The sequence below is a fragment of the Streptococcus sp. GS001 genome (genome assembly GCF_021595565.1).
Classification (GTDB): Bacteria; Bacillota; Bacilli; order Lactobacillales; family Streptococcaceae; genus Streptococcus; species Streptococcus xiaochunlingii.
In genome coordinates, this window is sequence record NZ_JACSYJ010000005.1 from 63,441 (window position 1) to 88,957 (window position 25,517).

Annotated in this window: 23 protein-coding genes and 2 pseudogenes; 10 read left to right on the forward strand and 15 right to left on the reverse strand. The window is 38.4% G+C overall.

Annotation, left to right across the window (positions count from 1 at the left end; genetic code table 11):
• Positions 1–10: 10 nt before the first annotated feature.
• Entirely contained in the window at positions 11–634 is a 624-nt protein-coding gene (locus tag H8S88_RS09000) for a V-type ATP synthase subunit D (protein WP_023024951.1), read from the forward strand.
• 549 nt (positions 635–1,183) lie between these two features.
• A complete protein-coding gene (locus H8S88_RS09005) occupies positions 1,184–2,356 on the forward strand; it encodes a LysM peptidoglycan-binding domain-containing protein (protein WP_048690704.1) in 1,173 nt (390 codons plus the stop codon).
• Between the two features lie 80 nt (positions 2,357–2,436).
• Here the strand turns inward: H8S88_RS09005 and H8S88_RS09010 are convergent, their stop codons facing one another.
• Positions 2,437–3,609 carry a CynX/NimT family MFS transporter gene (locus H8S88_RS09010; protein ID WP_048690702.1) on the reverse strand — a complete coding sequence of 391 codons (1,173 nt, stop codon included), beginning with the start codon at positions 3,607–3,609 and terminating at the stop codon, positions 2,437–2,439.
• A gap of 538 nt (positions 3,610–4,147) precedes the next feature.
• Here H8S88_RS09010 and H8S88_RS09015 point away from each other — a divergent pair.
• A complete protein-coding gene (locus tag H8S88_RS09015) occupies positions 4,148–4,489 on the forward strand; it encodes a metal-sulfur cluster assembly factor (protein ID WP_125336217.1) in 342 nt (113 codons plus the stop codon).
• Positions 4,490–4,538: 49 nt separating this feature from the next.
• Here the strand turns inward: H8S88_RS09015 and ilvD are convergent, their stop codons facing one another.
• Positions 4,539–6,242, reverse strand: coding sequence for a dihydroxy-acid dehydratase (gene ilvD / locus H8S88_RS09020; protein WP_125336218.1), 1,704 nt, complete (start codon positions 6,240–6,242; stop codon positions 4,539–4,541).
• A 188-nt stretch (positions 6,243–6,430) separates the two neighbouring features.
• Between ilvD and H8S88_RS09025 the strand changes: the two genes are divergently transcribed.
• The 4 genes from H8S88_RS09025 to rpmG all read left to right on the forward strand — a co-directional run bounded on the left by H8S88_RS09025 (position 6,431) and on the right by rpmG (position 8,154).
• On the forward strand, positions 6,431–7,453 hold the full coding sequence (locus tag H8S88_RS09025) for an SPFH domain-containing protein (protein WP_048690698.1): 1,023 nt from the start codon (positions 6,431–6,433) through the stop codon (positions 7,451–7,453).
• Positions 7,454–7,455: 2 nt separating this feature from the next.
• A complete protein-coding gene (locus tag H8S88_RS09030) occupies positions 7,456–7,656 on the forward strand; it encodes a PTS ascorbate transporter subunit IIC (RefSeq protein WP_003011522.1) in 201 nt (66 codons plus the stop codon).
• A 150-nt stretch (positions 7,657–7,806) separates the two neighbouring features.
• Positions 7,807–7,989: a 50S ribosomal protein L32 gene (rpmF, locus tag H8S88_RS09035; protein ID WP_003009516.1), complete on the forward strand. Its 183-nt coding sequence runs from the start codon at positions 7,807–7,809 to the stop codon at positions 7,987–7,989.
• 15 nt (positions 7,990–8,004) lie between these two features.
• Positions 8,005–8,154 carry a 50S ribosomal protein L33 gene (rpmG, locus tag H8S88_RS09040; protein ID WP_001265622.1) on the forward strand — a complete coding sequence of 50 codons (150 nt, stop codon included), beginning with the start codon at positions 8,005–8,007 and terminating at the stop codon, positions 8,152–8,154.
• 537 nt (positions 8,155–8,691) lie between these two features.
• Here rpmG and H8S88_RS09045 read toward each other — a convergent pair.
• Genes H8S88_RS09045 through H8S88_RS09060 form a run of 4 tightly spaced genes read right to left on the reverse strand, consistent with a single transcriptional unit; the run spans position 8,692 to position 10,643 of the window.
• A complete protein-coding gene (locus H8S88_RS09045; protein ID WP_125336219.1) occupies positions 8,692–9,741 on the reverse strand; it encodes a DUF389 domain-containing protein in 1,050 nt (349 codons plus the stop codon).
• Entirely contained in the window at positions 9,738–10,061 is a 324-nt protein-coding gene (locus tag H8S88_RS09050; RefSeq protein WP_001253404.1) for a potassium channel family protein, read from the reverse strand. The genes H8S88_RS09045 and H8S88_RS09050 overlap by 4 nt, the downstream gene beginning before the upstream one ends.
• Positions 10,062–10,074: 13 nt before the next feature.
• Positions 10,075–10,416 (reverse strand): hypothetical protein, encoded by a 342-nt coding sequence (locus H8S88_RS09055; protein ID WP_000397556.1) that lies wholly within the window; start codon positions 10,414–10,416, stop codon positions 10,075–10,077.
• Positions 10,341–10,643 (reverse strand): TMEM175 family protein, encoded by a 303-nt coding sequence (locus H8S88_RS09060; protein WP_004240734.1) that lies wholly within the window; start codon positions 10,641–10,643, stop codon positions 10,341–10,343. Before H8S88_RS09060 ends, H8S88_RS09055 begins: the two co-directional genes overlap by 76 nt.
• A 794-nt stretch (positions 10,644–11,437) precedes the next feature.
• Between H8S88_RS09060 and gshAB the strand changes: the two are divergent.
• Positions 11,438–13,683 (forward strand): annotated as a pseudogene (gene gshAB, locus H8S88_RS09065) (bifunctional glutamate--cysteine ligase GshA/glutathione synthetase GshB).
• Positions 13,684–13,819: 136 nt separating this feature from the next.
• Positions 13,820–14,141, forward strand: a pseudogene (locus H8S88_RS09910) (transposase); the annotation flags it as partial.
• A gap of 385 nt (positions 14,142–14,526) precedes the next feature.
• Here H8S88_RS09910 and H8S88_RS09075 read toward each other — a convergent pair.
• The 9 genes from H8S88_RS09075 to H8S88_RS09115 form a co-directional block, all read right to left on the reverse strand.
• Entirely contained in the window at positions 14,527–15,312 is a 786-nt protein-coding gene (locus H8S88_RS09075; RefSeq protein ID WP_003013947.1) for an ABC transporter permease, read from the reverse strand.
• Between the two features lies 1 nt (position 15,313).
• Entirely contained in the window at positions 15,314–16,108 is a 795-nt protein-coding gene (locus H8S88_RS09080; RefSeq protein WP_236128268.1) for an ABC transporter permease, read from the reverse strand.
• Positions 16,105–17,091, reverse strand: a complete 987-nt coding sequence (locus H8S88_RS09085) for an ABC transporter ATP-binding protein (RefSeq protein WP_048690691.1) — start codon at positions 17,089–17,091, stop codon at positions 16,105–16,107. Before H8S88_RS09085 ends, H8S88_RS09080 begins: the two co-directional genes overlap by 4 nt.
• Entirely contained in the window at positions 17,084–17,287 is a 204-nt protein-coding gene (locus H8S88_RS09090; protein WP_003010127.1) for a hypothetical protein, read from the reverse strand. Before H8S88_RS09090 ends, H8S88_RS09085 begins: the two co-directional genes overlap by 8 nt.
• A 645-nt stretch (positions 17,288–17,932) precedes the next feature.
• The gene (locus tag H8S88_RS09095) at positions 17,933–18,295 is read right to left on the reverse strand and encodes a DUF2513 domain-containing protein (protein ID WP_236128269.1); all 363 of its coding nucleotides are present in this window, start codon (positions 18,293–18,295) and stop codon (positions 17,933–17,935) included.
• A 512-nt stretch (positions 18,296–18,807) separates the two neighbouring features.
• Positions 18,808–19,443 carry an SdpI family protein gene (locus H8S88_RS09100; RefSeq protein WP_048690684.1) on the reverse strand — a complete coding sequence of 212 codons (636 nt, stop codon included), beginning with the start codon at positions 19,441–19,443 and terminating at the stop codon, positions 18,808–18,810.
• Positions 19,430–19,711 carry an autorepressor SdpR family transcription factor gene (locus tag H8S88_RS09105; RefSeq protein ID WP_048690681.1) on the reverse strand — a complete coding sequence of 94 codons (282 nt, stop codon included), beginning with the start codon at positions 19,709–19,711 and terminating at the stop codon, positions 19,430–19,432. Before H8S88_RS09105 ends, H8S88_RS09100 begins: the two co-directional genes overlap by 14 nt.
• A gap of 210 nt (positions 19,712–19,921) precedes the next feature.
• Complete coding sequence (locus tag H8S88_RS09110) at positions 19,922–21,991, reverse strand: LPXTG cell wall anchor domain-containing protein (protein ID WP_236128271.1); 2,070 nt, start codon at positions 21,989–21,991, stop codon at positions 19,922–19,924.
• 452 nt (positions 21,992–22,443) lie between these two features.
• Entirely contained in the window at positions 22,444–24,042 is a 1,599-nt protein-coding gene (locus H8S88_RS09115; RefSeq protein WP_236128272.1) for an LPXTG cell wall anchor domain-containing protein, read from the reverse strand.
• A 328-nt stretch (positions 24,043–24,370) separates the two neighbouring features.
• Here H8S88_RS09115 and asnA point away from each other — a divergent pair, with 328 nt between their 5' ends.
• A complete protein-coding gene (gene asnA / locus H8S88_RS09120; protein WP_048692049.1) occupies positions 24,371–25,363 on the forward strand; it encodes an aspartate--ammonia ligase in 993 nt (330 codons plus the stop codon).
• The last annotated feature ends 154 nt before the right edge of the window (positions 25,364–25,517 follow it).

Below are 25,517 nucleotides of genomic sequence, written 5' to 3' on the forward strand. Positions count from 1 at the left end.
AGGAAGTCAGATGGCACGATTAAATGTCAAACCCACTCGGATGGAGTTAAACACCCTCAAAGAGCGTCTGAAAACGGCAACCAGAGGACATAAACTTCTCAAGGACAAACGAGACGAGCTCATGCGACGCTTCATCGAATCGGTCCGTGAAAATGACCGCCTCCGTCAGAAGGTTGAGGCAGCTCTCATTGGCAATATGCAAGAGTTTGTCCTGGCCAAATGTCTGGAAAACGACCTCATGGTCCAGGAAATCTTTGCAGTTCCGACGCGGGAAGTCAGCCTGCATATCGAGACGGAGAACATCATGAGTGTGCGTGTGCCCAAGATGCATGCCCATATTGACAATCCATATGGAGACGATGAGGGAGACGTGGTATACAGCTATGTGGCTTCCAATAGCCAGATGGACAACACCATTCAAGAAATGGAAGAGCTCCTTCCAGACCTGTTGCGCCTGGCAGAGATTGAAAAAACTTGTCAGCTCATGGCCGATGAGATCGAAAAGACACGCCGTCGGGTCAATGGATTGGAATATGCGACCATCCCCGATCTCAAGGAAACCATCTACTATATCGAAATGAAACTCGAAGAAGCCGAACGCGCCAACCTGGTCCGAATGATGAAGGTCAAATAAAATACAAAGCCGTTAAGCAACTCAAAGGAAAATAGGGAGCAGGACAGAAGCACTGTTGTATAGAATGCTTCGTTGTCCTGCCCCCACAAGGCTGATTAGGATTTTTCCGAGCTCTTAAAGCGAGAGAAAAATCCAATCAGCTACTGTGCCTTTGAAGTTAGTACTATTACAGTTTGCGTTTTACACACAGCATTTAGGGCGTGTTCAATTAATAAGATACAAAGCCGTTAAAACAGCACCTCAAGTGATGTCTACAGGACACGAACTTGGGGTGTTTTTTAGCCTCTATTCAACTGAAAAATCTTCTAAAATCCCTTCGTTCAGGACTCTCAAAGGCTTCTGATACAATGAATTTGTTTGATTATCCAAATAGTACTAACTGTCGTTAATTATTAAGAGATTGTAACAAGAAAGGACTAATGTTACAAATTAGGGTCAGTTAGATTAAAAGAAAAGAAGAGCCATTTTAAAGACAAAAAATGTGGTAGAATATTAAATGTATCTGTCTGGAGATAAATCTCCGATAATAAGAAAACGAGGAAAGAACGTATGAAGAAAGTAAATAAAAAAGCTTTGATCGCTTCTACTGTTGCTATGGCGGTCTTGCCATTTACAACTGGTAAAGCAGAATCAAATGGGGACTGGGTTGCCCGTTCTGTAGATGAAATTCGTGCAGATATTTCAACTTCAGAAAACAAACAAACCTACACAATCAAGTATGGAGATACCCTAAGCACGATTGCGGAAGCTTTGAATGTTGACGTAACTGTTTTGGCAAACTTGAACCAAATCAGCAACATTGATTTGATTTTCCCAGGAACTGTCTTGACAACAACTGTCAATGATCAAAACCAAGTGACAGGTGTAGAAATCCAAACTCCTACAGCAGGTAATGCAGACGCAACTGTGACAACTTCTGCTGATTTGACAAACAACCAAATCAAAGTGGACAACCAAACTGTTGCAGTAGGTGATTTGACAAAACCAGTAGCAGATGAAAGCAACCAAGCTGTAGAACTCCCTCAAGCACCTGCAGTTGTAGCAGCAGTGGCAGACCAAGTATCAGAAAGCTTGCCAACTCCAGAAGCGCCAGCTGAAACACCTGCACCAGCAGCTCCAGTAGCAGAGGAAGCGCCAGCACCAGTTGTTGAAGAAGCACCTGCGCAACCTGCTGCAGCGCCAGCTGAAGTAGCGGCTCCTGCAGAAGCACCAGTTGTTGAGGAAGCCCCAGCGACTCCAGTAGCTGAACCAGCTCCAGTCGTAGAAGTTCCAGCAGAACCAGAAGTTACTGCGGTTGCTTCAACACCACAATATGGTGCACCAGCACCAGTTGTTGATACGACAGCTGCAACTCCTTCAACAGCAACTCCAACTTCAAATGAAGGTCTTCGACCTCAAACAATTAAATTCAAAGAACAAGTGATTAATGAACTTGGCTTGACTGATATCGGTGGTTACCGTCCTGGTGACCCAGAAGATCACGGTAAAGGTCTTGCGGTCGACGTTATGGTTCCAGAAAGTTCAGAGATTGGTGATCGAGTAGCTCAATATGCAATCGATCACATGCAAGAAAATGGAATTTCTTACATCATCTGGAAACAACGTTTCTATGCTCCAGTAAATAATATTTATGGACCAGCAAACACTTGGAATGAAATGCCAGACCGTGGTAGCGTAACAGAAAATCATTACGACCACGTACACGTATCATTTTACGAATAATTAAGATATAGCAAAGAATCAGGATATTCCTGATTTTTTTGTATAAAAATAGATCCCATTGCTCAATGGGACCTAGCGGATTAAAGGATGATATCAGATTTTTCAACTTGATAGAGAGCCATACTCATAAACAAAGCAACAACAAGAAGAATAAGAATCCCGGGTGTCCAAGAGTGGAAGATTTGTTGGCTTGAACCAAATAAGATAGGCCCAAGTGCAGCAAAGACGTATCCTCCTGTTTGAGCTAGTCCTGAGAGCTGAGCAGTTTTCTCGGGAGAGCTAGACTTCATGGAGAAGGTGACCATGAGGTAAGGGAATAAGATACTCGTAAAACTTCCGATTAAGATATTCAGGATCAACCAGTAAATGAAGTTGTCTGTTTTCAGTAACAGCATGGCAATTCCAGTAAAACCAGCTAAAACAGTCGTTATCAGCATGATGCGACGGTTTCGTTTAGAAAGGCTGGTAGTGAGACTTGGAATGATCATAGAGAAAGGAAGACTCATCAGGGTGAATACAGATGCTAAAATTCCTGCATTGGCTTGACTGATGCCGGCTTGGGTTGCCATAGTAGGAAGCCAGGTCATCGTGGTATAGAATAAGAGAGACTGGAGACCACAGAAAAGCATGATGGCCCAAACCTTGCCATTCTTATACCAACTAGTCTTATTTTCATTAGAAGAAGAGCTTTTTTTCAAATAATGATTATGACGAGCATTGGGGAGCCAGATCACAAGTGCAAGCGTACAGACAACTGTCAGCACCCAAATCAGACCTTGCCAAGAGGTGGCTTGAGTGATAGGAACAGCGACAGAAGAAGCTACCGCAGTAGACAAGCCCATTGCAGTGATATAAAGGGTTGTTAAGAAGCCAAGACGTTTTGGTTCATTAGCTTGGATCAAGCTTGGTAGAAGGACATTGATAAAGGCAATAGCAGCACCAATCAAAAGAGTTCCCACATAGAGGAGAGGCAGATTGATGGTGCGTAGAGCAGATCCAATCGTCATCAGGATCAAGACTCCGAGAAAGAGTCGCTCAATCCCAAAGCGTCTCGCCCAGCTAGTAGCAAAAGGAGAGAAAATAGCGAATGTTAGGAGGGGTAGACTCGTCAAGAGGCCAAGAGAACTCACCTCGACACCAAAGCTAGCAGCAATATCTGATAAGACAGTGGAGAGGGTCGTAAATGGGGCCCGCAAGACCACTCCTAGTAAAAGGATCCCTGGAATGAGAAAACGTGAATGGTTTTGTTTCATAATGCGCCTCCTTGTTAAAATGAACAGTATCCGTATCATTATAGCACAAGAACTTGGAGGAGGCAAAAGGAATTATCGGGGGACAAAGCCCGTAAAATAGCTATTTCGCCTACAAATATAGGAAATAATAGAAAGATAGAGCTGAAAAAAATTTTTGAAGGTTTTAAAACTTTCTTCACACATCCTTTTTATAGGAGTCTAGTTATCTCCGCTCAAACTGCGTCAACGTACCTAAACTCGCTGATGCTCGTAAAGGTACGTAGAAAAAAAGCCACCTGATTTGGTGGCCTTTATGGGAGATTATTATGAAAAAGTTTAGGATTTTCTATCAAACAAAGTTAGGAGGTCTTCATTTGATGGTACTAGTATAAATCGGAAAACTTAAAGAAAACTTAAGATAAGTTCCTATAATTATAAATCAGTCTTAAGACGGATGGTTTGATTTGTAGCTGTCATTCGATCTCATTCTAGGTGAACTTGCATTATTGTCAGAATTGTGAGAAAATAGTCTTCATTAAAGGAGGGAAAGGATAGCGAGATGAGAGAGGATATCAAGATTAACGACCGTGCCCTAGCACTGGAGAAACAATTGATTGAGAAGTTAGAGCTTGTGTTTGATACCGATGTTGAATTGGACGTCTACAACCTCGGTTTGATTTATGAGTTGGATCTGGATGAGGAAGGGACTTGCAAAGTAGTCATGACCTTTACCGATACCGCTTGTGACTGTGCGGAAAGTTTGCCTATCGAAATCGTCGCCCGCCTAAAAGAAATTGACGGTGTTGAAGACGTCAAAGTAGAAGTAACCTGGTCGCCAGCTTGGAAAATTACCCGGATCAGCCGTTATGGGCGTATTGCCCTTGGCCTGCCACCACGTTAAAAAACTAAAACTCACTTTACAAATCAGTAAAGTGAGTTTTTTTAATATCTTATTGTTTACCAGACTGTTCCATATTCCAGAAGTCGGTTACGGCACCGCGTGAAGCAGAGGATACTGTGTGGGCGTACTTACCGAGAACCCCACGGCTATACAATGGTGGCAAGGTTGTTTCAGCCTTCCGTTTGGCCAACTCTTCATCTGAGACATGCATGGTGATTTCTTTGGTATCTTGGTCAACTGTTACCAGATCCCCTGTGTGGAGGTAGGCGATTGGACCGCCGACCTGAGCTTCAGGCGCAATGTGACCAACAACGAGACCATACGTACCACCAGAGAAGCGTCCGTCTGTCAAGAGGGCCACCTTATCTCCTTGGCCTTTCCCAACGATCATGGATGACAAGGACAGCATTTCCGGCATACCAGGACCACCCTTCGGACCTACGAAACGAACAACAACAACGTCGCCATCCACGATTTCATCCGAAAGAACCGCTTCAATGGCAGCTTCTTCAGAGTCAAAGACCTTAGCAGGACCCGTGATGTTACGAACTTTCACACCTGATACTTTGGCAACCGCCCCTTCTGGAGCCAAGTTCCCTTTCAAGATGATCAATGGACCATCCGCACGTTTTGGATTTTCAAGTGGCATGATGACTTTTTGACCTGGTGTCAAATCAGCAAAGGCTTCTAAGTTTTCAGCCACCGTTTTACCAGTACATGTGATACGATCCCCATGAAGGAAACCATTCTTAAGAAGGTATTTCATAACGGCTGGCACACCACCGACGTTGTAAAGGTCTTGGAAGACATATTGACCTGAAGGTTTCAAGTCTGCCAAGTGAGGCACACGCTCTTGGAAATCATTGAAGTCTTCAAGGGTCAAGTCCACATTGGCCGCATGAGCGATCGCGAGCAAGTGAAGGGTCGCATTGGTGGAGCCACCTAGCGCCATGGTCACTGTAATCGCATCTTCAAAGGCTTCACGAGTCAAGATGTCAGATGGCTTCAGTCCCATTTCAAGCATTTTGACAACTGCACGACCCGCTTCTTCAATATCGGCCTTTTTATCAGCTGATTCAGCAGGGTGAGAAGAGGAACCTGGTAAGCTCAATCCAAGGACCTCGATCGCTGTCGCCATGGTGTTGGCCGTATACATACCCCCACAGCCACCAGGGCCTGGGCAGGCATTACATTCCAGTTGCTTCACTTCTTCAGCAGTCATGTCACCATGGTTCCATTTCCCGATCCCTTCGAAAACAGAAACCAAGTCGATATCCTTGCCGTTCAGATTACCTGGGGCAATGGTACCACCATAAGCAAAGATCGCAGGAATATCCATATTGGCAATGGCGATCATCGAACCAGGCATGTTCTTATCACAGCCACCGATGGCTACAAAGGCATCCACGTTGTGACCGCCCATAGCAGCTTCGATAGAGTCTGCAATGATATCACGAGAAGTCAAGGAGAAGCGCATCCCAGGTGTCCCCATAGCAATCCCGTCCGCAACCGTAATGGTTCCGAATTGGACTGGCCAAGCTCCCGCATCTTTTACACCTTCTTTAGCCAATTTTCCAAAATCATGAAGGTGCATGTTACAAGGCGTGTTTTCAGCCCAAGTAGAGATCACCCCTACGATTGGTTTTTCAAAGTTTTCATCTGTCATCCCAGTTGCTCGAAGCATGGCCCGGTTAGGGGACTTGACCATGCTGTCGTAGACACTACTGCGATGGCGTGTATCTAATTCTGTCATCTGATTCCCTCTCATCGTATTTTTTATTATTATAGCACAATTTACGGCCCAACGACAGAAGAAAATTCTTGAATTTTCAGACAATTCAGCTTGCTCGGTTTCTTGCTAAAATAATTTACAGTTATATCTTGACTTTTGTAAGCAAAGTGATATCATTTAGATATCACAAAGAAAGAAGGGTTTGTCCCATGGAAGAAAAAATTTTAACCCAAAAGAAAAACGGCTTAGCTGCCCTTATAGGCTTGCTAGTTGGGGATCTTGTCTTAGTTTTAGCCTTTATTAGTGCAATTGCTAGTCTACCAGAAGGTTTTCCACTTGCGATTGCAGTTATTACCTGTATTTTTCTCTTTATTGCTAGTCTGGTGTGCTATGCGGGGATCAAAATTATTAAACCGCAAGAGGCCTTGGTTTTGACCTTGTTTGGGAACTATATTGGAACCATTCGAGAAGCGGGTATTTACTTTGTCAATCCCTTCTGTGTCGCTGTCAATCCTGCCAATAACACCCGCTTGGGCCAAAGTGGTGATGTCACCACCAAGTCACCCATGTCTGTCAGTAAAACAGCAGAAGGTAACAGTATTTCTATCGAGACAGGTAAAAAGAATATTTCCTTAAAAGTGATGACCTTGAACAACTCTCGTCAGAAGATTAATGACTGTTTGGGAAATCCTGTAGAAATCGGTATTGCAGTCACTTGGCGTGTAGTGGATACTGCTAAAGCAGTCTTCAATGTGGATAACTACAAAGAATATCTCTCGTTGCAGTGTGATAGTGCTCTTCGTAATATTGTCCGCATCTATCCTTATGATGTAGCTCCTAATGTCGATACGACAGGAGACGGCCAGGCAGATGAGGGTAGCCTAAGAGGCTCCAGTGAAATTGTGGCCAGTCGTATTCGAGAAGAGATTCAAGCACGTGTAAAAGATGCTGGGCTTGAAATTCTAGAAGCTCGTATTACCTACTTGGCCTATGCTCCAGAAATCGCAGCTGTCATGCTTCAACGCCAACAAGCTTCTGCCATTATCGATGCGCGGAAGATGATTGTCGACGGAGCAGTTGGGATGGTTGAAATGGCCCTTGAACGCCTGAGCGAAGGAGAAATTGTAGAGCTAGATGAAGAACGGAAGGCAGCCATGGTTTCGAACCTTCTTGTCGTTCTCTGTGGCAATCATGATGCACAACCAATTGTTAATACGGGAAGTCTCTATTAAGAATGGCTGACCAAAAGAAAAAACAGATTCCACTTAGATTGTCAGCCAAGTTATATGCTGCTATCGCATCATGGGCAGAAGATGACTTTCGATCGGTCAATGGGCAGATCGAGTACCTGCTGACAGAATGTGTCAAACAACGAAAAAAGGATGGCAAATACGTTTCGGAAACGATTGATGAGCCATTTGAAATAGACCTTTAAGGAGAACTCCTGTCCCATTTGATGGGGTGGGAGATTTTTTTAACAATTTTTTGTCAAGTAACTTTACTTTACAAAAAAGTTTTGTTATACTGTTAAAGTTGATGAAAATCAAACCTAATTGAATTTATACCTTAAAAGGAGAAAAACGAAATGGCAGTACCTGCACGTCGCACATCAAAAGCGAAGAAAAACAAACGTCGTACGCACTACAAAGTAACAGCTCCATCTGTAAACTTTGACGAAGCAACTGGAGATTACTCACGTTCACACCGTGTATCACTTAAAGGATACTACAAAGGACGTAAGATCGCTAAAGCTGCATCAGCTGAATAATAGAAGGGAGATACCATGCGCGTAAATATTACACTTGAACACAAAGAATCTGGTGAACGCTTGTACCTTACTTCTAAAAACAAACGTAACACTCCAGACCGTCTTCAATTGAAGAAATACTCACCAAAACTTCGCAAACACGTTGTGTTTACAGAGGTGAAATAGGGGTTCACTACACGTCAATAGATGTTAGAAACCTTGATTTTAAGCGATTCTTGAAATTCTAAATTTCACTACATTGCAATATAAATCAACCGAATCACTACCTTTTTCACTACCTTTTTTGAAATAAGAATAATGATTCGGATATATAAAAGAAGAGGAACTTTATTGTGAAGCTCCTCTTTTTGTTATGTGTTCTTTTTCTCACAGATCGTATGACCTGGTTTGGAAAGTATGAATTTCAGTTGGACTAAAAACAGCGTAATATCAAGACTTTTCTCCGCTTTTATAAAAGCGTTTTTCCAATCAAATTCAACTAATTTTATCTAAATGGTGTGGATTTTACCCCCAAAATTACAGAGAATGGAGCTGATAAACACTAAACGTTCACACCATTAGTTAAATGATTTTTTTCATCATTTTTCTTAGATGATAGAACTTCTAATTTATTTCTTATTCAAGCAAAAACAACCTGCTATAAGTAAGAAAGAGGAAGATACAAGAAAAACACGGCGTAAAAACCGATTCAGTTCATTGTCCTCAATCCTTGTCTGCTTCATTTTCTTTTACGAGATCGTTTTGTGAATCTTTTTCAGAGAGTTTTTGATCAATATACTTGTCAATGTTTTCATAAAATTCCTTGGTCGCTTCACTATCTAATGTTGGCGAGTTCTGAACTTGATTCACTTTCAATTGAACAGATTGAATACCGTAAGAGGCTTGTTTTTGGTGGAGTGTTTCTAATTCTTCTTCTGAAATCGGATCTCCAACAACCGTCAAGACCAATTCATTGTTACTTGACTTGTAGACTTGATTAATAACCGTATAATTGGCGAACTCTTTTCCTACAAACTGTTTGATCCCTTCTTTGCGCGCTTGTTCTATTGTCAGAGTAACTGCCGAATAGCTAGCTGGAAAAATCAACAATACAATCAAAGAAATCAAGCCAATTCTCATTTTAATGCTCAGCTCTTTAAATGAAGTTAAAGGAGATTTTCTCATCAAAATTCTTGTTCCAACAATGTTGGCTAGCATGATAAAGACACAGTTGATCAAGAAAAGATAGAGAGCCCCCAATAAAAATCGTACATTCCCATTAGCTAAACCATAGCCAGCAGTACAGATAGGCGGCATCAAAGCTGTAGCAATGGCTACTCCTGGCACGATATTGTTTGCTTCTTTTTTCCTTGAACCGATCACACCAGCAATCCCACCAGCAATAGCAATGAGAACATCCCAAATGGTTGGAGAGGTTCGTGCGATCAACTCGCTACTTGCATAAGACAAGGGAGAAATCCAGAAATACAGAGTCGAGACAAGCAAACTGACCAACACTTGAGTCAATAAAACCTCTAGAGATTGCTTGATTAAACGCGTATCAAAAATAGCTAAACCGAATCCCAGTCCAACAATCGGTGTCATGAGAGGTGAAATTAACATGGCTCCAATAATAACAGCTGTTGAATTCATATTTAGACCGATAGAGGCAATAAAAATTGCACACATCAAAATCGCTGTATCTCTCAATCGAACATGAAGGTCATCGTATAATTTCTCACGGTATTCCCGTGTTGAATAATTGGCAGTCATTTGTCCTCTCCTCTTTCCTTATTTAAATCGGTATAATAATTAATAATAACAGCTGATAAACAGCCAAAAAATATGAGCCCATAAATCGTCAAGAAGACACTGGTAATCCTTCCAATCAAGGTCACAGCTAGGAGATCCCCGTAGCCGACAGTCGTCGAAGTCACAAAAGCATACCAAAGACCGTCTCCGTAATTTGTGATAGCAGGTTCAACTAGGAAAAGCACGCCTCCTGACCCAAAAACAAAGGTCACAAAACTCAGAGCAAACCGAGTAAAACCCGTAACCTGTATAATATGCCATAACATTTTTAAACGTCTCATTTGTTCTCCTTATTCATACTAGCTCCTGACCGAGCCGTTTTTTCCAATAATCAAAGTGAAGATAGGACATGATCTCCATCAGAGAAAGATAGACAAACTGATAGATCTGATTTAAGCTGATTATCAACTGATATTGTTTGAAAAATGACTGGAAGAAAGACCAGATATGACTGTCTTGAATCAGTCCCTTCTTAACATCAGACAGGATATTAGCTAAAGCTCCCAAGGACTGAAACGGTAAATCCTTGACATTTATATAGATCCGGTCCACCACATCATTCAGACTGGTATCTTGGATGGCATGAAATTCTCCAAAGAGAACTCCTGCCGCTCCAAGAGTAGAAACAAATTCCACCAAATAATTTCTGAGGAAATTTTCTCAACCTTTTCCCATAATGTGTTTAGTGCCATCCATAACGATCCCAACCAGAAAAAGGAAAGAAAACAAGCAAAGAAATTTTGCCGTAAATCCCAAAAAGCTTCAAGACTTGGTGTTGTTGGTTTTTCTAACTCTAAAATCAAGATGGTCATAATAATTGCTAGAACAGCATCTGTCAATACAATTAATCTGTCTTTCTTCATCGGATTGCATCCCCTTTCTTTTTTGTAACATTCTATCTTATCGCATAATATTGGATATTCTTTCATAATCCGACTACAAACAAAAATAAACCAAAAAGTCTGTCCCTATTATGCTATATTTAACTCTAGAAGTATTCATCCATCTAATTAATAAATATATCATATTTCACAATAAATGAATACTATCAAAGATTCATCCCCTTTCACTTCATCATTTAGTGTTGCTTAGATTTATCAAAAACAACCAAATTTGTATTAATTTCAAGTATCACCTAGTTACAAAAATTTGGGGTGAACAGAAAAAGCATCCCGTATTTTTGATACGAAATGCTTTCAATAAGTTTAAATAAGTTTTAACGTTTACTAAATTGTGATGCTTTACGAGCTTTTTTCAAGCCTGGTTTGGAAAGTATGGATTTCAGTTGGACTAAAAACAGCGTAATATAACGGCTTTTCAGAACTATATCTACTAATTAATTTCATAAAATATGAATCATTATTTTTTAAATAGGGGAATAGTTTAGGTCTGTAAGAATTAACTTATACACTTACAAGGTTTATTCTGATCGACTTTATAACTGTCTACGAAAAAAAGACAGAAATGAGAGATTGAGTGTGGGGAAAAAACTATTAGGTGTAGTTTCAATACTTCTACTAATGCTTTTGCTTATATTTAATGCAAGTAAATAGTCAATTCGTCCGAGCATTTCCTTCTCCATCTCCGTAGCAGAAAGTTGAGTTTATTTAACAAACTGATAAAATAATAGAGAAACTAGTTATTTCGAGGCCCAATCATGAACCTATCAAACGTATTTCAAAAATTATCCCCAAATACTCCCATCTTACAAGCTACCTTTGGTCTGGAGCGCGAATCTCTACGAATCAATACTGAAGGCCGTGTCGCTCAAACGCCACACCCTGAAAAATTGGGTTCTCGCAGTTTCCATCCCTATATCCAGACAGATTATAGCGAACCTCAACTAGAGCTCATTACACCGGTAGCACAGTCGACCACGGAAGCTCGTCGCTTCCTCGGGGCCATCACCGATGTGGCTATTCGCTCAATGGATAAGTCAGAATATCTTTGGCCTTTATCCATGCCACCTGTGATTGTAGAAGAAGAGATTCAGATTGCCCAGTTGGAAAGTGACTACGAGTATCAATACCGAGTTGGTTTGGCAGAACGCTACGGCAAATTGCTCCAGTCCATATCTGGAATTCACTATAATTTTGAACTCGGCAAAGATCTGACCCAGCAGCTCTTTGAAGTCAGTGACTATGACGATTTACTGACCTTCAAGAATGCCCTCTATCTCAAGTTAGCTCAGAACTTCTTGTGTTATCGCTGGCTCTTGACCTACCTTTACGGAGCAGCCCGCTAGCAGAAAAAGGGTTTTTGACAGATGAAATTGGTTGCGTGCGGTCGATTCGTAACTCCAACTACGGCTATGTCAATGCCCCCGATGTTCACATTTCCTTCTCTTCACTGGAGCAATACGTGACCGACATCGAAAACGCTGTTGGATCTGGGCAACTGTCCTCTGAAAAAGAATTTTACTCTGCCATCCGTTTACGCGGTGCTAAGACTAGCCGGGACTTTTTGACTAAGGGCATCTCCTATCTAGAGTTCCGCAACTTTGACCTCAACCCCTTTGAGCCACTGGCAATCAGCCAAGAAACACTAGACACCACCCACCTCTTTGCACTCGCACTCTTGTGGCTAGACGACATGGAGCAAGTCGACGAAGAATTGGCAGTAGCTGCTACTCTCAACAACCAAATCGCTCTCAGCCATCCCCACACACCACTTCCTAAAGAGGCTGACCCTAAACCTATCGTGACAGCCATGAAGGACATCGTCGCTCACTTTGGACTGGATGACTATTATAGCCAGCTTATCACTAAGGTGGAGGCCTCTCTTCTTGATCCACGTTTGACCCTTTCTGGAAAAATAGCAGAGCAGGTTGAAGAAGGGTCCCTTGAAAAATTTGGCCAACAACAAGGACAAGCCTTTCATGACTATGCTTGGACAGCACCTTATGCCCTCAAAGGCTATGAAAACATGGAACTCTCCACCCAAATGATTCTCTTTGACGCCATTCAGCTGGGCTTGAACGTAGAAATTTTAGATGAGGAAGACCAATTTCTCAAACTCTGGCATGGTGACCATGTGGAGTACATTAAAAATAGCAACATGACATCCAAAGATAACTACGTAATTCCACTGGCCATGGCTAATAAGGTTGTGACCAAAAAGATTTTGGACAAGGCTGGTTTTCCAGTACCTGCGGGAGCAGAATTTGCTAACAAGGACGATGCCTTGCGGTACTACGGACAAATAGCCAACTCTGCTATTGTTGTCAAACCCAAATCCACCAACTTCGGTCTGGGCATTTCCATCTTCCAAGAGTCAACAAGCCTTTCTGGCTATGAAAAAGCCCTAGACATCGCCTTTTCGGAAGATAGCCATGTGCTAGTCGAGGAGTTTGTGGCAGGGACCGAGTACCGTTTCTTTATCTTGGATGGAAAATGCGAGGCTGTCGTGCTCCGCGTTGCGGCCAATGTCGTAGGCGACGGAAGCTCAAGCATCCGAGAATTAGTCGAAAAGAAAAACCAAGACCCTCTGCGTGGTCGCGACCATCGCTCACCTCTTGAAATCATCAATCTGGGTGATATTGAATTACTCATGTTGGAACAGCAGGGTTACACACCTGATACAGTCTTGCCTAAAGGTAGCCAAACCTTTCTGCGTGGTAATTCTAATATCTCAACTGGAGGCGACTCCATTGACATGACTGACCAGATGGGCGAGAGTTACAAACAACTAGCTGCCGATATGGCGACTGCTATGGGGGCTTGGGCCTGTGGAGTCGATTTGATTATCCCAGACTACACCAAGCCTGCTAGTAAGGAGCTACCAAATTGCACCTGTATCGAACTCAACTTCAATCCTGCCATGTACCTGCACGCCTATACTTACGTAGGGCCAGGACAACGTATCACACCGAAAATTTTACGGAAGTTGTTTGGAGAGATATGAGAATAAGATCAGAGATTTTCTGAGCTTACTTTTTTATATTTGATAAATGGTAAAATATAGTGCAACAAAAAACTCATAGAGCCCAATCTCGTGTAAACTGTAAGTAACCACACTAAACAGAACACGGGAGAAATCTATAAGCTACCATCATATTACCATAATTGAGCGAATTAAGATAGAGACTTACCTAGAATTAGGTCTCAAACCCTGCCAAATAGCTAGAAAATTAGGCGTTCACAAATCAACCTTCTCAAGAGAATTAAGTGTGGTAATGACACTTACTCTGCACAAGCAGCACAAACACACAATGAACAATTGGCGAAGCAGAAGGGAAGAAAATCGAGTTAGACTCCTGTGAATTGAAGTAGGAAATTAAAGAGCGATTACAATCTTCATGGTCTCCAGAACAAATTTGTAGTCGTTATCAACTTGAAAATAGGTCCATGGTGTCCTTCAAAATCCAATTTGTAAAATTAAGCTAGAAAAAAGCATCTCGTATTTTTGATACGAAATGCTTTTAATAAATGTAAATAAGTTTTAACGTTTACTAAATTGTGACGCTTTACGGGCCTTTTTCAAGCCTGGTTTGGCACAGTTGGATTTCAGGTACTTTCAGTTTAGCTTTATATCAACCATCATCAAAATCCAACTATTTTCTTATTTTAAAAAATATGAATAAGTTTGATTGAATGAGGGAATTTCTTTAATTTTTTTCTTAGCACCTATAAGTTAATAATACTATTCTTTAAATTATAGTTTATAATTATCTGATGTTTCAATGACCACAAAACAAAGTACAGCGAATCACTTCCTTTAGTCAAACATATAACTGAACAACATTGTTTATCTTCCTGCACTTTCATATTTTTTCAATCCTTTTCTAAAAATTGTACGACTGATAATAATCAAAAAAACTGTAAAAACTATTTGATAGAAAAATAGGTTCAATGTATCTTTCCCTAAAAATATTAATACTGCAGGATTGGCAATTAATAAATTGGGAACAAATAACATAGTGATCAATCTGTTAATACCTGTAAAAATATTATATGGATACTTAGAAATTCCAATATAATTCAAAAATACATCTACTTTTGAAAATTTAGTTGGGAACCAAAATGAACTAATCGTTATTAGAAACCAAATTGAATAATATATAATACAACCACACATTAAAGAAAGGATATAAAATAATATTTTTAATGAATTTAAATGTACATTTAAATTTCCATAACTTATAAAAATAATCGCAAGACCAAAAAAAGTATTCACGAATTGAACTAAATTAAATGATCTAAAAATATAGAACAACTGAGTATCAAACGGCCTCAATAAAATTTGATCCAAGTTACCACTCAAAATATCTGATTCTAAAATTCCCATACTTCTAATTAACAATCCCATCATAACTCCATCTACAATAGTGTAGGAACCTACCAAAAATAAAATTTGATAATAGTCCCAACCATTAAAAGAGTCTATGTTTAAGAAAATCAATCTAAAAAATACAATAGGTAAACCAATCCACAGTATCGACGAAAATAGACCACAAAAGAAGTCAAAATGAAAATTCATATCAGATTTAAAACCAAAATGAAGTAGCCTAAAAATTACTTTTATTCTAAACATTTTATCCTCCCACATTTGAGAAGTGCTCCACTCCTTTTCTCAATATGAATCTTGATATAATATAAAAAATGATGCACCAAATCAATTGAATACAAATAATTCTCAAATAGTCTATTAATTTATATGTATCATTACTAAACATCTGAAGCGGTTCATATACTAAGTATTTAAAAGGTAATACATCTAAAAACAGACGAAAATTATTTGAAAAAAAACTTAAAGGCAATAATATTCCTGATAAAAACTGAATTACTATTTCTTTAACAGTAAGGACAAAAAATATATTTTCTAACCAAAAAGAAAGCATACCTACACAACATGATATTAAAAACCATAGAACCATAGATAGAATAATTACAATACTTCCTAAAATAAGAATTTCAATGGTTAATAACTCATTCTTGTAATAAACACTGGAGAATAAAATGACAGGAATGATGATAAATAATAAATGAGCAAGCCTATCTCCAAGCATTTTACAAAAATAATACTTATAAAAAGTAACAGGTTTTATTAATATGCTAAAAAAATTTCCTGAATGAACATCGTCATTGATTTCCCAATCAACTGGATAAAAAACAAAATATGAAAAAATTATAGTCCCCAAATAGTATTGAACCATTGAGGTAAAATCATATCCTGCTATATTTATCTGGTTACTCTGATATATATACGTCCATAAAAATACTGATATCATAATTTGTATACTTGCCTGTAACATTAACAATAGTACACTTGATTTATAGTTCAAAATAGATCGAAATGATATCAGAATAATAGACATTTCTTTTTTCAATTGTGCTCCTTTTTTGTAAAATAGTTTTGTAAAATAATTTCTTCTAAAGAAAGATTTGATATTTCAAAATCTTCTATATCTACAAGCTTATTGATTGATTCTAATGTCTCAAAGACAAAATCTCTAGGTATTTTTAGTATACATTCCGATTTTGTTTGAGAAATGACTACTACTCCTTTAACAGAGCATAACTCTGGTACCAAATCTAATGTCATTTTTATCTTTAAATATTTAAAATCAGAAAATTTAGATAAAATAACATCCATTGACTCCTGCAAAATAATTTTTCCTTTGTCAATGACGATTAATTCGTCACAAACAGACGAAATATCATCCATATCATGACTCGTTAAAATAATAGTAGTATGACATTCTTCATTCATTTTCTTTAAAAATGTTCTGATATCTTTTTTAGACTGTATATCTAACCCTATAGTAGGCTCGTCTAAAAATAATATTTCCGGACTTGTTAAAGATGCCGCGATAAACTCCATTTTCATTTTTTGTCCAAGAGAGAGGGTCCGGACCTGCTGGTAAAGCTGATCTTTTACATTCAACAAATTGCTTAACTCCTGAATTCGTTCTTGTAAAATCGCCGGTTCTACCTCATATAAAGTACCAATCAATTGAAAATAATCTATAGCCGAAACATCTTGAAATAACTGTAATTTATTTCCTACTACTATTGAAATTTTTTTTCTAAAATTTATACTTCTTTTAAATGGAATTTCTCCATTCACTTCTAATTTTCCGGAACTAGGATAAAGAGTCCCAGTCAACATTTTAATCGTTGTGGATTTACCAGCTCCATTACTCCCAATAAAGCCAACTATACTCCCTCTCTTAATCGTAAAACTAATATCTTGAACAGCTCGAATCGTTATTTGATTACGTTTCAAAAATCTCTTGATAAATGGGAGTCTTGAATCAAAATTATAAAAATTTTTAGATAAATTCTGAGCATTAATAACTATTTCACTCATATATCTCTCCTTTCGATAAAATATATTTACTTGTACTTTTTCCATACTTTACCAAAATGCTAAAGATTGAGCTAAAATCTTCGGGATGGGTAAAATAATATTTGTCTTTAAAAAGTTTCTCAAAACCTTCAAGGCGATTATTGAAATCATTAAATTTTGTATTGTCTAGCTGGTTGAATGTCTCTTTAATATCCATAAACTTTCTCCGTGATTCTTTATTTCACTTTATAAATAGAAGAGTGTCTATATATTTATAGATCCTCAAGGACTTGCATTTTATCAAGTATAAGTAGAATAGTATGTAAGGGTTTACATATTCATATTATATGATTGTTTAAGGAATCCGTCAATTTTCCACATTATTATATGACAAAATGTATTTTTTAAAAATGCAAAAAATCTATGAGCAAGATGTTTGACTTCCTTTTTTAAAGTATATATATTTATATTAACCTTAGAAAAGAAAGAATGTTTGAACAGATATTCAATAATAATTACTTTTTTTAAAATTAAAATTCGAACTTTAAATTTTTATCTTTTTTATATTATTGAGTAACCTAAATTGCCCAATTTGTAAAATTTAGCTAGACAAAAAAAGACATCCAAGAGAAATTTCTTAAATGTCTGTAAACGTTGATATAAGCGTGTTGATTAACGTTTTGATAATTGTGATGCTTTACGAGCTTTCTTAAGACCTGGTTTGGAAAGTATGAGTTTCAATTGGACTAAAAATAGCTTTATATCAACATTTAGAAGATTTTGATTGCTTATTAATTTCAAAAAATTTTAAATAGTTTGTTTGAAATGGGGAAATTTGTTATTCTTATAAAGAGCCATCTAATTATTTACTTAGCCGATCATTTATAAAACTGGTTGCTATACTTTTAATTACTTCCAAAGTCAAAGGCAGAGCATTTTCTTTGATACTATTCTTAGTCCTATTCCACATGGTATTTTCTCTTATTTTATCTAGAAAATCATGCCCCTCCCAAGTCAAAGCACCAACACTAAAATGATAGATTCTATTACTAGCATAAATTGGTTCATAGCTTTTTATTAACCCCGCTTCAAACAACAAATTGCAATGGTAGGTTACGGTCTCCATATCGTATCCGTCAATTTTTAAATTAAACAACGCAGTTGATTTATAATCATTCTCAATTTTAAAAAGTATTAAACGACATAAATCCATATCTCTCTTCATATTAATAACCTCTACACTGTGACATATATTCATAGTGTACAACTTGTTAATAGAAGGGTCAAGTGATGAATCCGTTGATTCCATCAAAAAATACTATTTTCTTACTAATAGGACTGTTAGGATATTTTATTTAATCATAAATTCCAATTCCCTTTTTAAAATCCTGTGTTCTTTATTAAATCCAAATTTTAAAATTAAGCTACACTCTGATTCTTCAGTTCCAATAATTTATCATTTGATTGGTAACCATTGTTACCTTCTGCTAATAAGATAACTTCTTCTCTATCTGAGTGGTGGTAAGAATGGCATATATATCGAAATTCTTCGAAATATATGCCAACCTGCTATGCTCCATCAACTCAAAACTAGGCATCACTTGGTTCGATTCAATACGCGATAAGTGCGTTCTTTTTTCAATTTGCTTTGGCTAAGAAAACGATAAAATCAAGCACTATAAAAACCAGTAGAAGTTACCCTAACACGGATTTCCACTGGTTTTTACGTTTGTTATACTAACGACTTTTCCGACTTATTTGATAAGAATACAGGATTGGAATGGGAACAATGGCGAGGATGACCAGCACCAACACATAAGAAAGCGCGAAATGAAGGCCTGCGTCAAGTAGAAGGATCAAACCTCCGAGGACCCACAACTTTCCTGCCAAGCGATGGGTTTTGTGCCAGTTATCTTCACTCTGTAAGGTCCAAGGGAGGCGGATTCCAACCGTGTGATTTACTTTTAGCTTAGGCATATAATTGCCCATCATGACAAAGATGAGACCTAGCAAAGCAGAAACAAAAATAGAAGGATTGGTCGTAGAGCCTAGCGCCTTACTATAGATGAGATAGGAAAGACTTAAGGAAACGATTGGAGTCAACCAGTAGATCACTTTTCCCATTTTCTCATTCATAGTTTGATTCTTAGGATCGCGTGAGGTTACGAAAATCACAAACAGATGCACCAAGAGAAGGAAAATAGGAAGACCAATCACAGCCAGTAGTTTCGATGAGAAGCTATTGGCCTGACCTGCAAAGTTGAAGTGAATGGGGATTTGGTTAGGCAGCTGCGACCAAATCATCACTCCCCAAAGTATGGGGAAAAGTATCACAATAGAAGTTAATAGTAATAGTTTTTTATTCATTTTCATCAGTAGAATCTCCTTTCAAATCAACGAGCCAGACCATTAAATCTTCTAAGACAGAAGTATTGAGTTCATAGTAGATAAAATTCTTTTCTTTTTCTTCTCGAATTAAATCCGCCTGCTTGAGAATACTTAAATGATGGGAAATGGTCGGTCCTGCTACATCAAAGTGGCCAACGATATCACCAGCAGATAATTTCCCCGCCTTTAGCAGTTCTAAGATACTTCTTCTTATCGGATTTGATAAAGCTTTAAATGTTTGCGCAAAATTCATTCTCTATCTCCTCTAATCTATTTAGATATCTTTCTAAATAGATTGTACAACTCCACTATTATTTTGTCAACTCTATTTAGAAAAATATCTAAATAGGTCCATCTTGAATCTCCTTACGACCTGCTAGGAAGATGCTGTTGCCAGTAGGAATGTTGTTTTAGAAGACAAAAAACCTCTAGCCATTAGCTAGAGGTTTCGATTTAGTCAGGTTTATTGATTTGAAAGTTTACGTTTCAATAAGATAGCACCTGATAGAACAATTGCTCCTAGGACAATGAATCCAGTAGCTGCGACTTCACCTGTACTTGGGAGAACTTTCTTACGACCTTTGCCGTCGCCGGTACCTTCAGTTGTTGAAGATGACGGAGTTGGTGTTGGAGTAGTCGTTGAAGTTGTAGTCGGTTCTTCACTTGTAGTAGTTGTAGTTGTAGTTGTTTCGCCTGTAGTGGTTGAAGTGGTTGTATCTTCTTTGGTTGTTGTGGTAGTTGAAGTTGTAGTCGGCTCTTCAGTTGTTGTGGTAGTTGAAGTTGTAGTCGGCTCTTCGGTTGTTGTGGTAGTCGAAGTTGTAGTCGGCTCTTCAGTTGTTGTGGTAGTTGAAGTTGTAGTCGGCTCTTCAGTTGTTGTGGTAGTCGAAGTTGTAGTCGGCTCTTCAGTTGTTGTGGTAGTTGAAGTTGTAGTCGGCTCTTCAGTTGTTGTGGTAGTTGAAGTTGTAGTCGACTCTTCAGTTGTTGTGGTAGTTGAAGTTGTAGTCGGCTCTTCAGTTGTTGTGGTAGTTGAAGTTGTAGTCGGCTCTTCAGTTGTTGTGGTAGTTGAAGTTGTAGTCGGCTCTTCAGTTGTTGTGGTAGTTGAAGTTGTAGTCGGCTCTTCGGTTGTTGTGGTAGTTGAAGTTGTAGTCGGCTCTTCGGTTGTTGTGGTAGTTGAAGTTGTAGTCGGCTCTTCAGTAGTCGTAGTTGTAGTGGTTGTGGTGGTTGTAGTTATTGTAGTAGTTTCTTCCTTCGGATTCACAATCGTTTTGGTTACCGAATGATCTGCTCCAAAATCTTCTACATTAACCACAGTATCGGCTTCTTTGATGATATGACCTGAAGGGGCTTCAATTTCAGTTAAGATATATTTATCTTTTAACAGTTTACCAACGGCAATATTACCATTTTCGTCTGATTCAAACTCACCGATAACTTGATTATTAGCTTGACGAACAACTCTAAATTTAGCACCTTTAAGTGGTTGGTTAGCATCATCGACTTTATGAATATTGATTGAGTAAACATAACCAAGACCAGCACCACCAGGAATTTGAACGGCAGCAGCATTCGTTACATTTTTGGTTTCAATACCTAGACCTTTAAGAGTTGCTTCATTTCTCAAGACCTCTCCGTCGGCAGGATCATAATTTAAACGAACATTATAAGCAATACGATATTGGTCATTTTCAGTAACATCACCTAAATCGATAACAAATGATTGACCATCTTCGCTAATTGTAATCTTATGTTGGTCTGTTACATCAACTCTATCAGAGAATACCCATTCACCAGCATCATAAGAGAATTTACCTTTAATAATTTTAATGCTATCTTTTTCGTAAGAAGCATTCGTAAATTGTAAGTGATCTTCGAGTGTGGCATTCTTAATATTTTGCTTTGTACGATTGACAGAAATCGTGTATTGAATTTCCCTTTGGTCCCCTGCGTTTACCCAACTAGTCTTTGTTAAAAGTCTAGGATTTCCGTCGCCAACACCAGTAAATGAAACTTTACCAGCAATTTTTGTTTCCTTATTAACGGTGATTTCTATTGGAACCTCACCTTTTTGAGGGTGTTTTTTGAAATCGATACGAGCGTAAAAGAAGAATGATCCGCTTGTATCTGAGTGTTTTTCAACATAATCCGTATAGGTAATTGTAATGGATTTATTATCTGGGTTTACTTTAGCATTTGCGATAACTTCATTCGTATTTAAATCTTTAATTGGAAACGAACTTGAAGTAATCATCAAAGCATCTGGAACAGTAACTACAGTTGAATCTCCTGCTTTAACATTTTTTCCAGACAAATCAAAATCAGCGTTGATTCGGAAGGTTGCCCACTGTTGTAAGTCCCAGTCGAGAACTCCGCCTTCGTTATTTGATACTTTAACATTTTGGATTGTATCAACAAATTTTCCAGACACTGAAACCTCAGGAGTTTCAGCAAAAGTTTTATTCAAACTAAATACGAAAATAGTTGTCAATACAAAGATCAAAAATGAGAAAATACTAAACTTTTTCTTTTTGTCCATTTTTACTTTCCTTTTTCATAAAATTGGGCGTTTTATAAAAAATCGTTTATTTACACTTTTATTAAGGAAGAGTGTAAATAAAATAATCGTTTATAAGACACACAGCTACTACATAACTTTGTAGGAAATATTGTTTAATATGCAAGCTCCTGTTGGGATTTGAAATCAAATATATTTTCTACAAAGTGAATTATATCACAAATAAAACAATGTATCAACCCAAAATATGTTTGTATATTATAAAATCATATCAAAATATAGCATAAATTGATGAGGTGAGCTATATATCCAATTTTAATAGAGATGCATATATTAGAGTGGAGCAAATAATTTTGAAGTTTATTTTAAAGAGTTAAGGATTAGAAAAAGGATTTACCTCTAAATTAGAAGTAAATCCTTTTAAAACCTTTTGTCAAACTTTAAGATAAATTAGTAAGTTAAAATACAGACCGCTAGTTATTAGACATTTTACGTTTCATTACAATAGCACCTGATAGGACAAGTACTCCTGAGAATACTAGGCCAGTCGCTACGACTTCACCTGTACTTGGGAGAAGAACTTTGCGTCCACCACCGTTACCATCTCCATTTCCGCCAGGGTTTCCTGGTGTTGTAGTTGTTGTGGTGGTTGTACCACGTTTTCCGCCAGGATTTCCTGTTGTAGTTGTTGTAGTTGTATCTTCACTTACTGTAGTAGTTGTTGTAGTTGCGTCTTCACTTACTGTAGTAGTTGTTGTGGTTTCTTCTTCGCTTGATGAAGTGGTTGTTGTGGTTGTAGGTTCCTCTGTGGTTGTTGTAGTCGTTGTAGTTGTAGGTTCCTCTGTGGTTGTTGTAGTCGTTGTGGTTGTAGGTTCCTCTGTGGTTGTTGTAGTCGTTGTGGTTGTAGGTTCCTCTGTGGTTGTTGTAGTCGTTGTAGTTGTAGGTTCCTCTGTGGTTGTTGTAGTCGTTGTGGTTGTAGGTTCCTCTGTGGTTGTTGTAGTCGTTGTAGTTGTAGGTTCCTCTGTGGTTGTTGTAGTTGTTGTGGTAGTTGGTTCCGGAGTTGTAGTGGTTGTAGTTTTATCACCATCAACACCACCATCTGCTCGAATATTTGATACAGAAGAATTCTTTTCTATGGCCACAACAGCTGCTTCGCCTTTTATACGATACCAGGCTTGGCTATGGTTTTCAAATTTAGCTTGATCAGGATTTGTTACTTTTGTTTTATATATAACTGTGAAACCTGTTAGTACGGCGTCTTCTTGAGGAATTTTAATTGAAATTTTTCCAGTTTGCGCATCTGCAGTAAATTGAGCATTAGGGAAATCCTTTAAGAAGTTTGTAATCGCATCAGATCCACTATAGTAACCCGACTTTTTACCTGTTACGATAATCATCCAACTATCTGTTTTTAAAGTGTGGCCTGGCTGAATTTGATCTTCAACGCGTACTTCATCATCAACATCCACCTTCATATTATTGATATTTAAGCTCCATAGAATATGATCGGGATCGTTAGCTTTCATGTCCCCGGCCTTTAAGTAAAATGGTGCAGAGGACTTTCCAGTAGCTACTTTCTTGACGGAAATCTCTACAGTTTTTGTCCCACTCGTGATACGAAAACTACCAGTGTGTTCTTTCTCAGTATTTGTTTCGTTGTGGGCTTCGATTTCAAACTCCCCCCAACCACGAATGTTTTCAAGATTTGTGATTCCGTCATTAAAGGTCACTTTGGCTTCTCCATCAGTGATTACCATATCTCCTACATACGTACCTTCAATCGTTAATTTAATGGTTTTCTTAAATCCAGCTCCATGAATTGTTCCTGAATCTGGCCAAGTTACTTGGAGGGTATCTCCTGACTTAATTTTTTGAGCATGCTCGTCAAAAGTGAATTTAACAGTTGTTTGGCCTCCGTTATACAATTCGTTTGATGAAACAGTTAATGAGCTGACATTATTGCTAACATCAGCTGCTTGCACCACTTTTTTTGGAGTGATGAGAATTAGTAGTAACGGTAAAAACGCAATAAATAGAAGCTTAGGCAGTTGTCCCTTAAAAATTCTTTTCATTTTTTCCAATATATCTCCTAAATTTTTAAAATCATTGTTTGTGTCAAGTACACGTTATAGGACTTTTTGAAAATTATTTAAAGATTCTCCTTCCTAAAGTTTTTAGTTATAAAACAATCCTATGTAGTGAATTATATCACAAGGCATACCAGATTTCAATACTATAACTTTGATTATTTAAATTAAATAGTAGAAATATCTTAATGTGTTGTGCATCAAATATCAGATAATTGGAATTGACTCTTAAATAAATTGTCGAAAACGGTAAGTATTGCTTTTTCTCTAAAAAAGCGTATAATCAAAATCATACTATTTAAAGGGAGTCTCTATGAAGAAGAGTTTTATTCACCAACAAGAAGAAATTTCATTTGTAAAAACAACGTTTACTCAATATTTGAAAGACAAACTAGAAGTCGTTGAGGTTCAAGGTCCAATCTTGAGCAAGGTAGGAGATGGGATGCAGGACAACCTATCCGGAGTGGAAAACCCTGTCTCTGTAAAGGTCTTACAAATTCCTAACGAGACCTATGAAGTTGTTCATTCCCTTGCAAAATGGAAGCGTCATACCTTAGCGCGATTTGGCTTTGGGGAAGGGGAAGGTCTCTTCGTCCATATGAAGGCCCTTCGTCCAGATGAAGATTCTTTGGATGCGACCCACTCAGTTTATGTTGACCAATGGGACTGGGAAAAGGTCATTCCAAATGGGAGCCGTAACCTAGCTTACTTGAAGGAAACGGTTGAAAAAATCTACAAGGCCATTCGTCTAACGGAGTTAGCTGTCGAAGCTCGCTATGATATTGAATCAATCCTGCCGAAGCAAATCACCTTTATCCACACAGAAGAGTTGGTAGAGCGTTATCCTGACTTGACGCCGAAAGAACGGGAAAATGCTATCACTAAAGAATATGGAGCCGTCTTTTTGATTGGGATCGGTGGCGTCTTATCAGATGGCAAGCCGCATGATGGACGGGCACCAGACTATGACGACTGGACAACAGAAACTGAAAATGGCTACAAGGGCTTAAATGGGGATATCCTTGTTTGGAATGATAACTTAGGGGCGGCATTCGAATTATCTTCTATGGGGATTCGGGTTGATGAAGACACCCTCAAGCGCCAGGTTGCTATTACAGGAGATCAAGATCGTTTGGAATTGGAGTGGCACCGTGCGCTCTTGAATGGACTCTTTCCACTAACTATCGGAGGTGGGATCGGTCAATCACGGATGGCCATGTTCTTGCTTCGTAAGAAACATATCGGAGAAGTCCAAACCAGCGTCTGGCCTCAAGAAGTTCGCGAACAATATGAAAATATCTTATAAGATAGTTGAAAGTAAAGCAACGAAAGAAATCGAGTCTTGCATGTGATGCGGGCTCGATTTTTATGGGGCTGGAGAAGTTCCCTTTTTCTATTCCCGATGGGCTTGTAGGCTGATTTTATTGCTTGAGCGCTGTCACGGACTAGAAATTGTGATA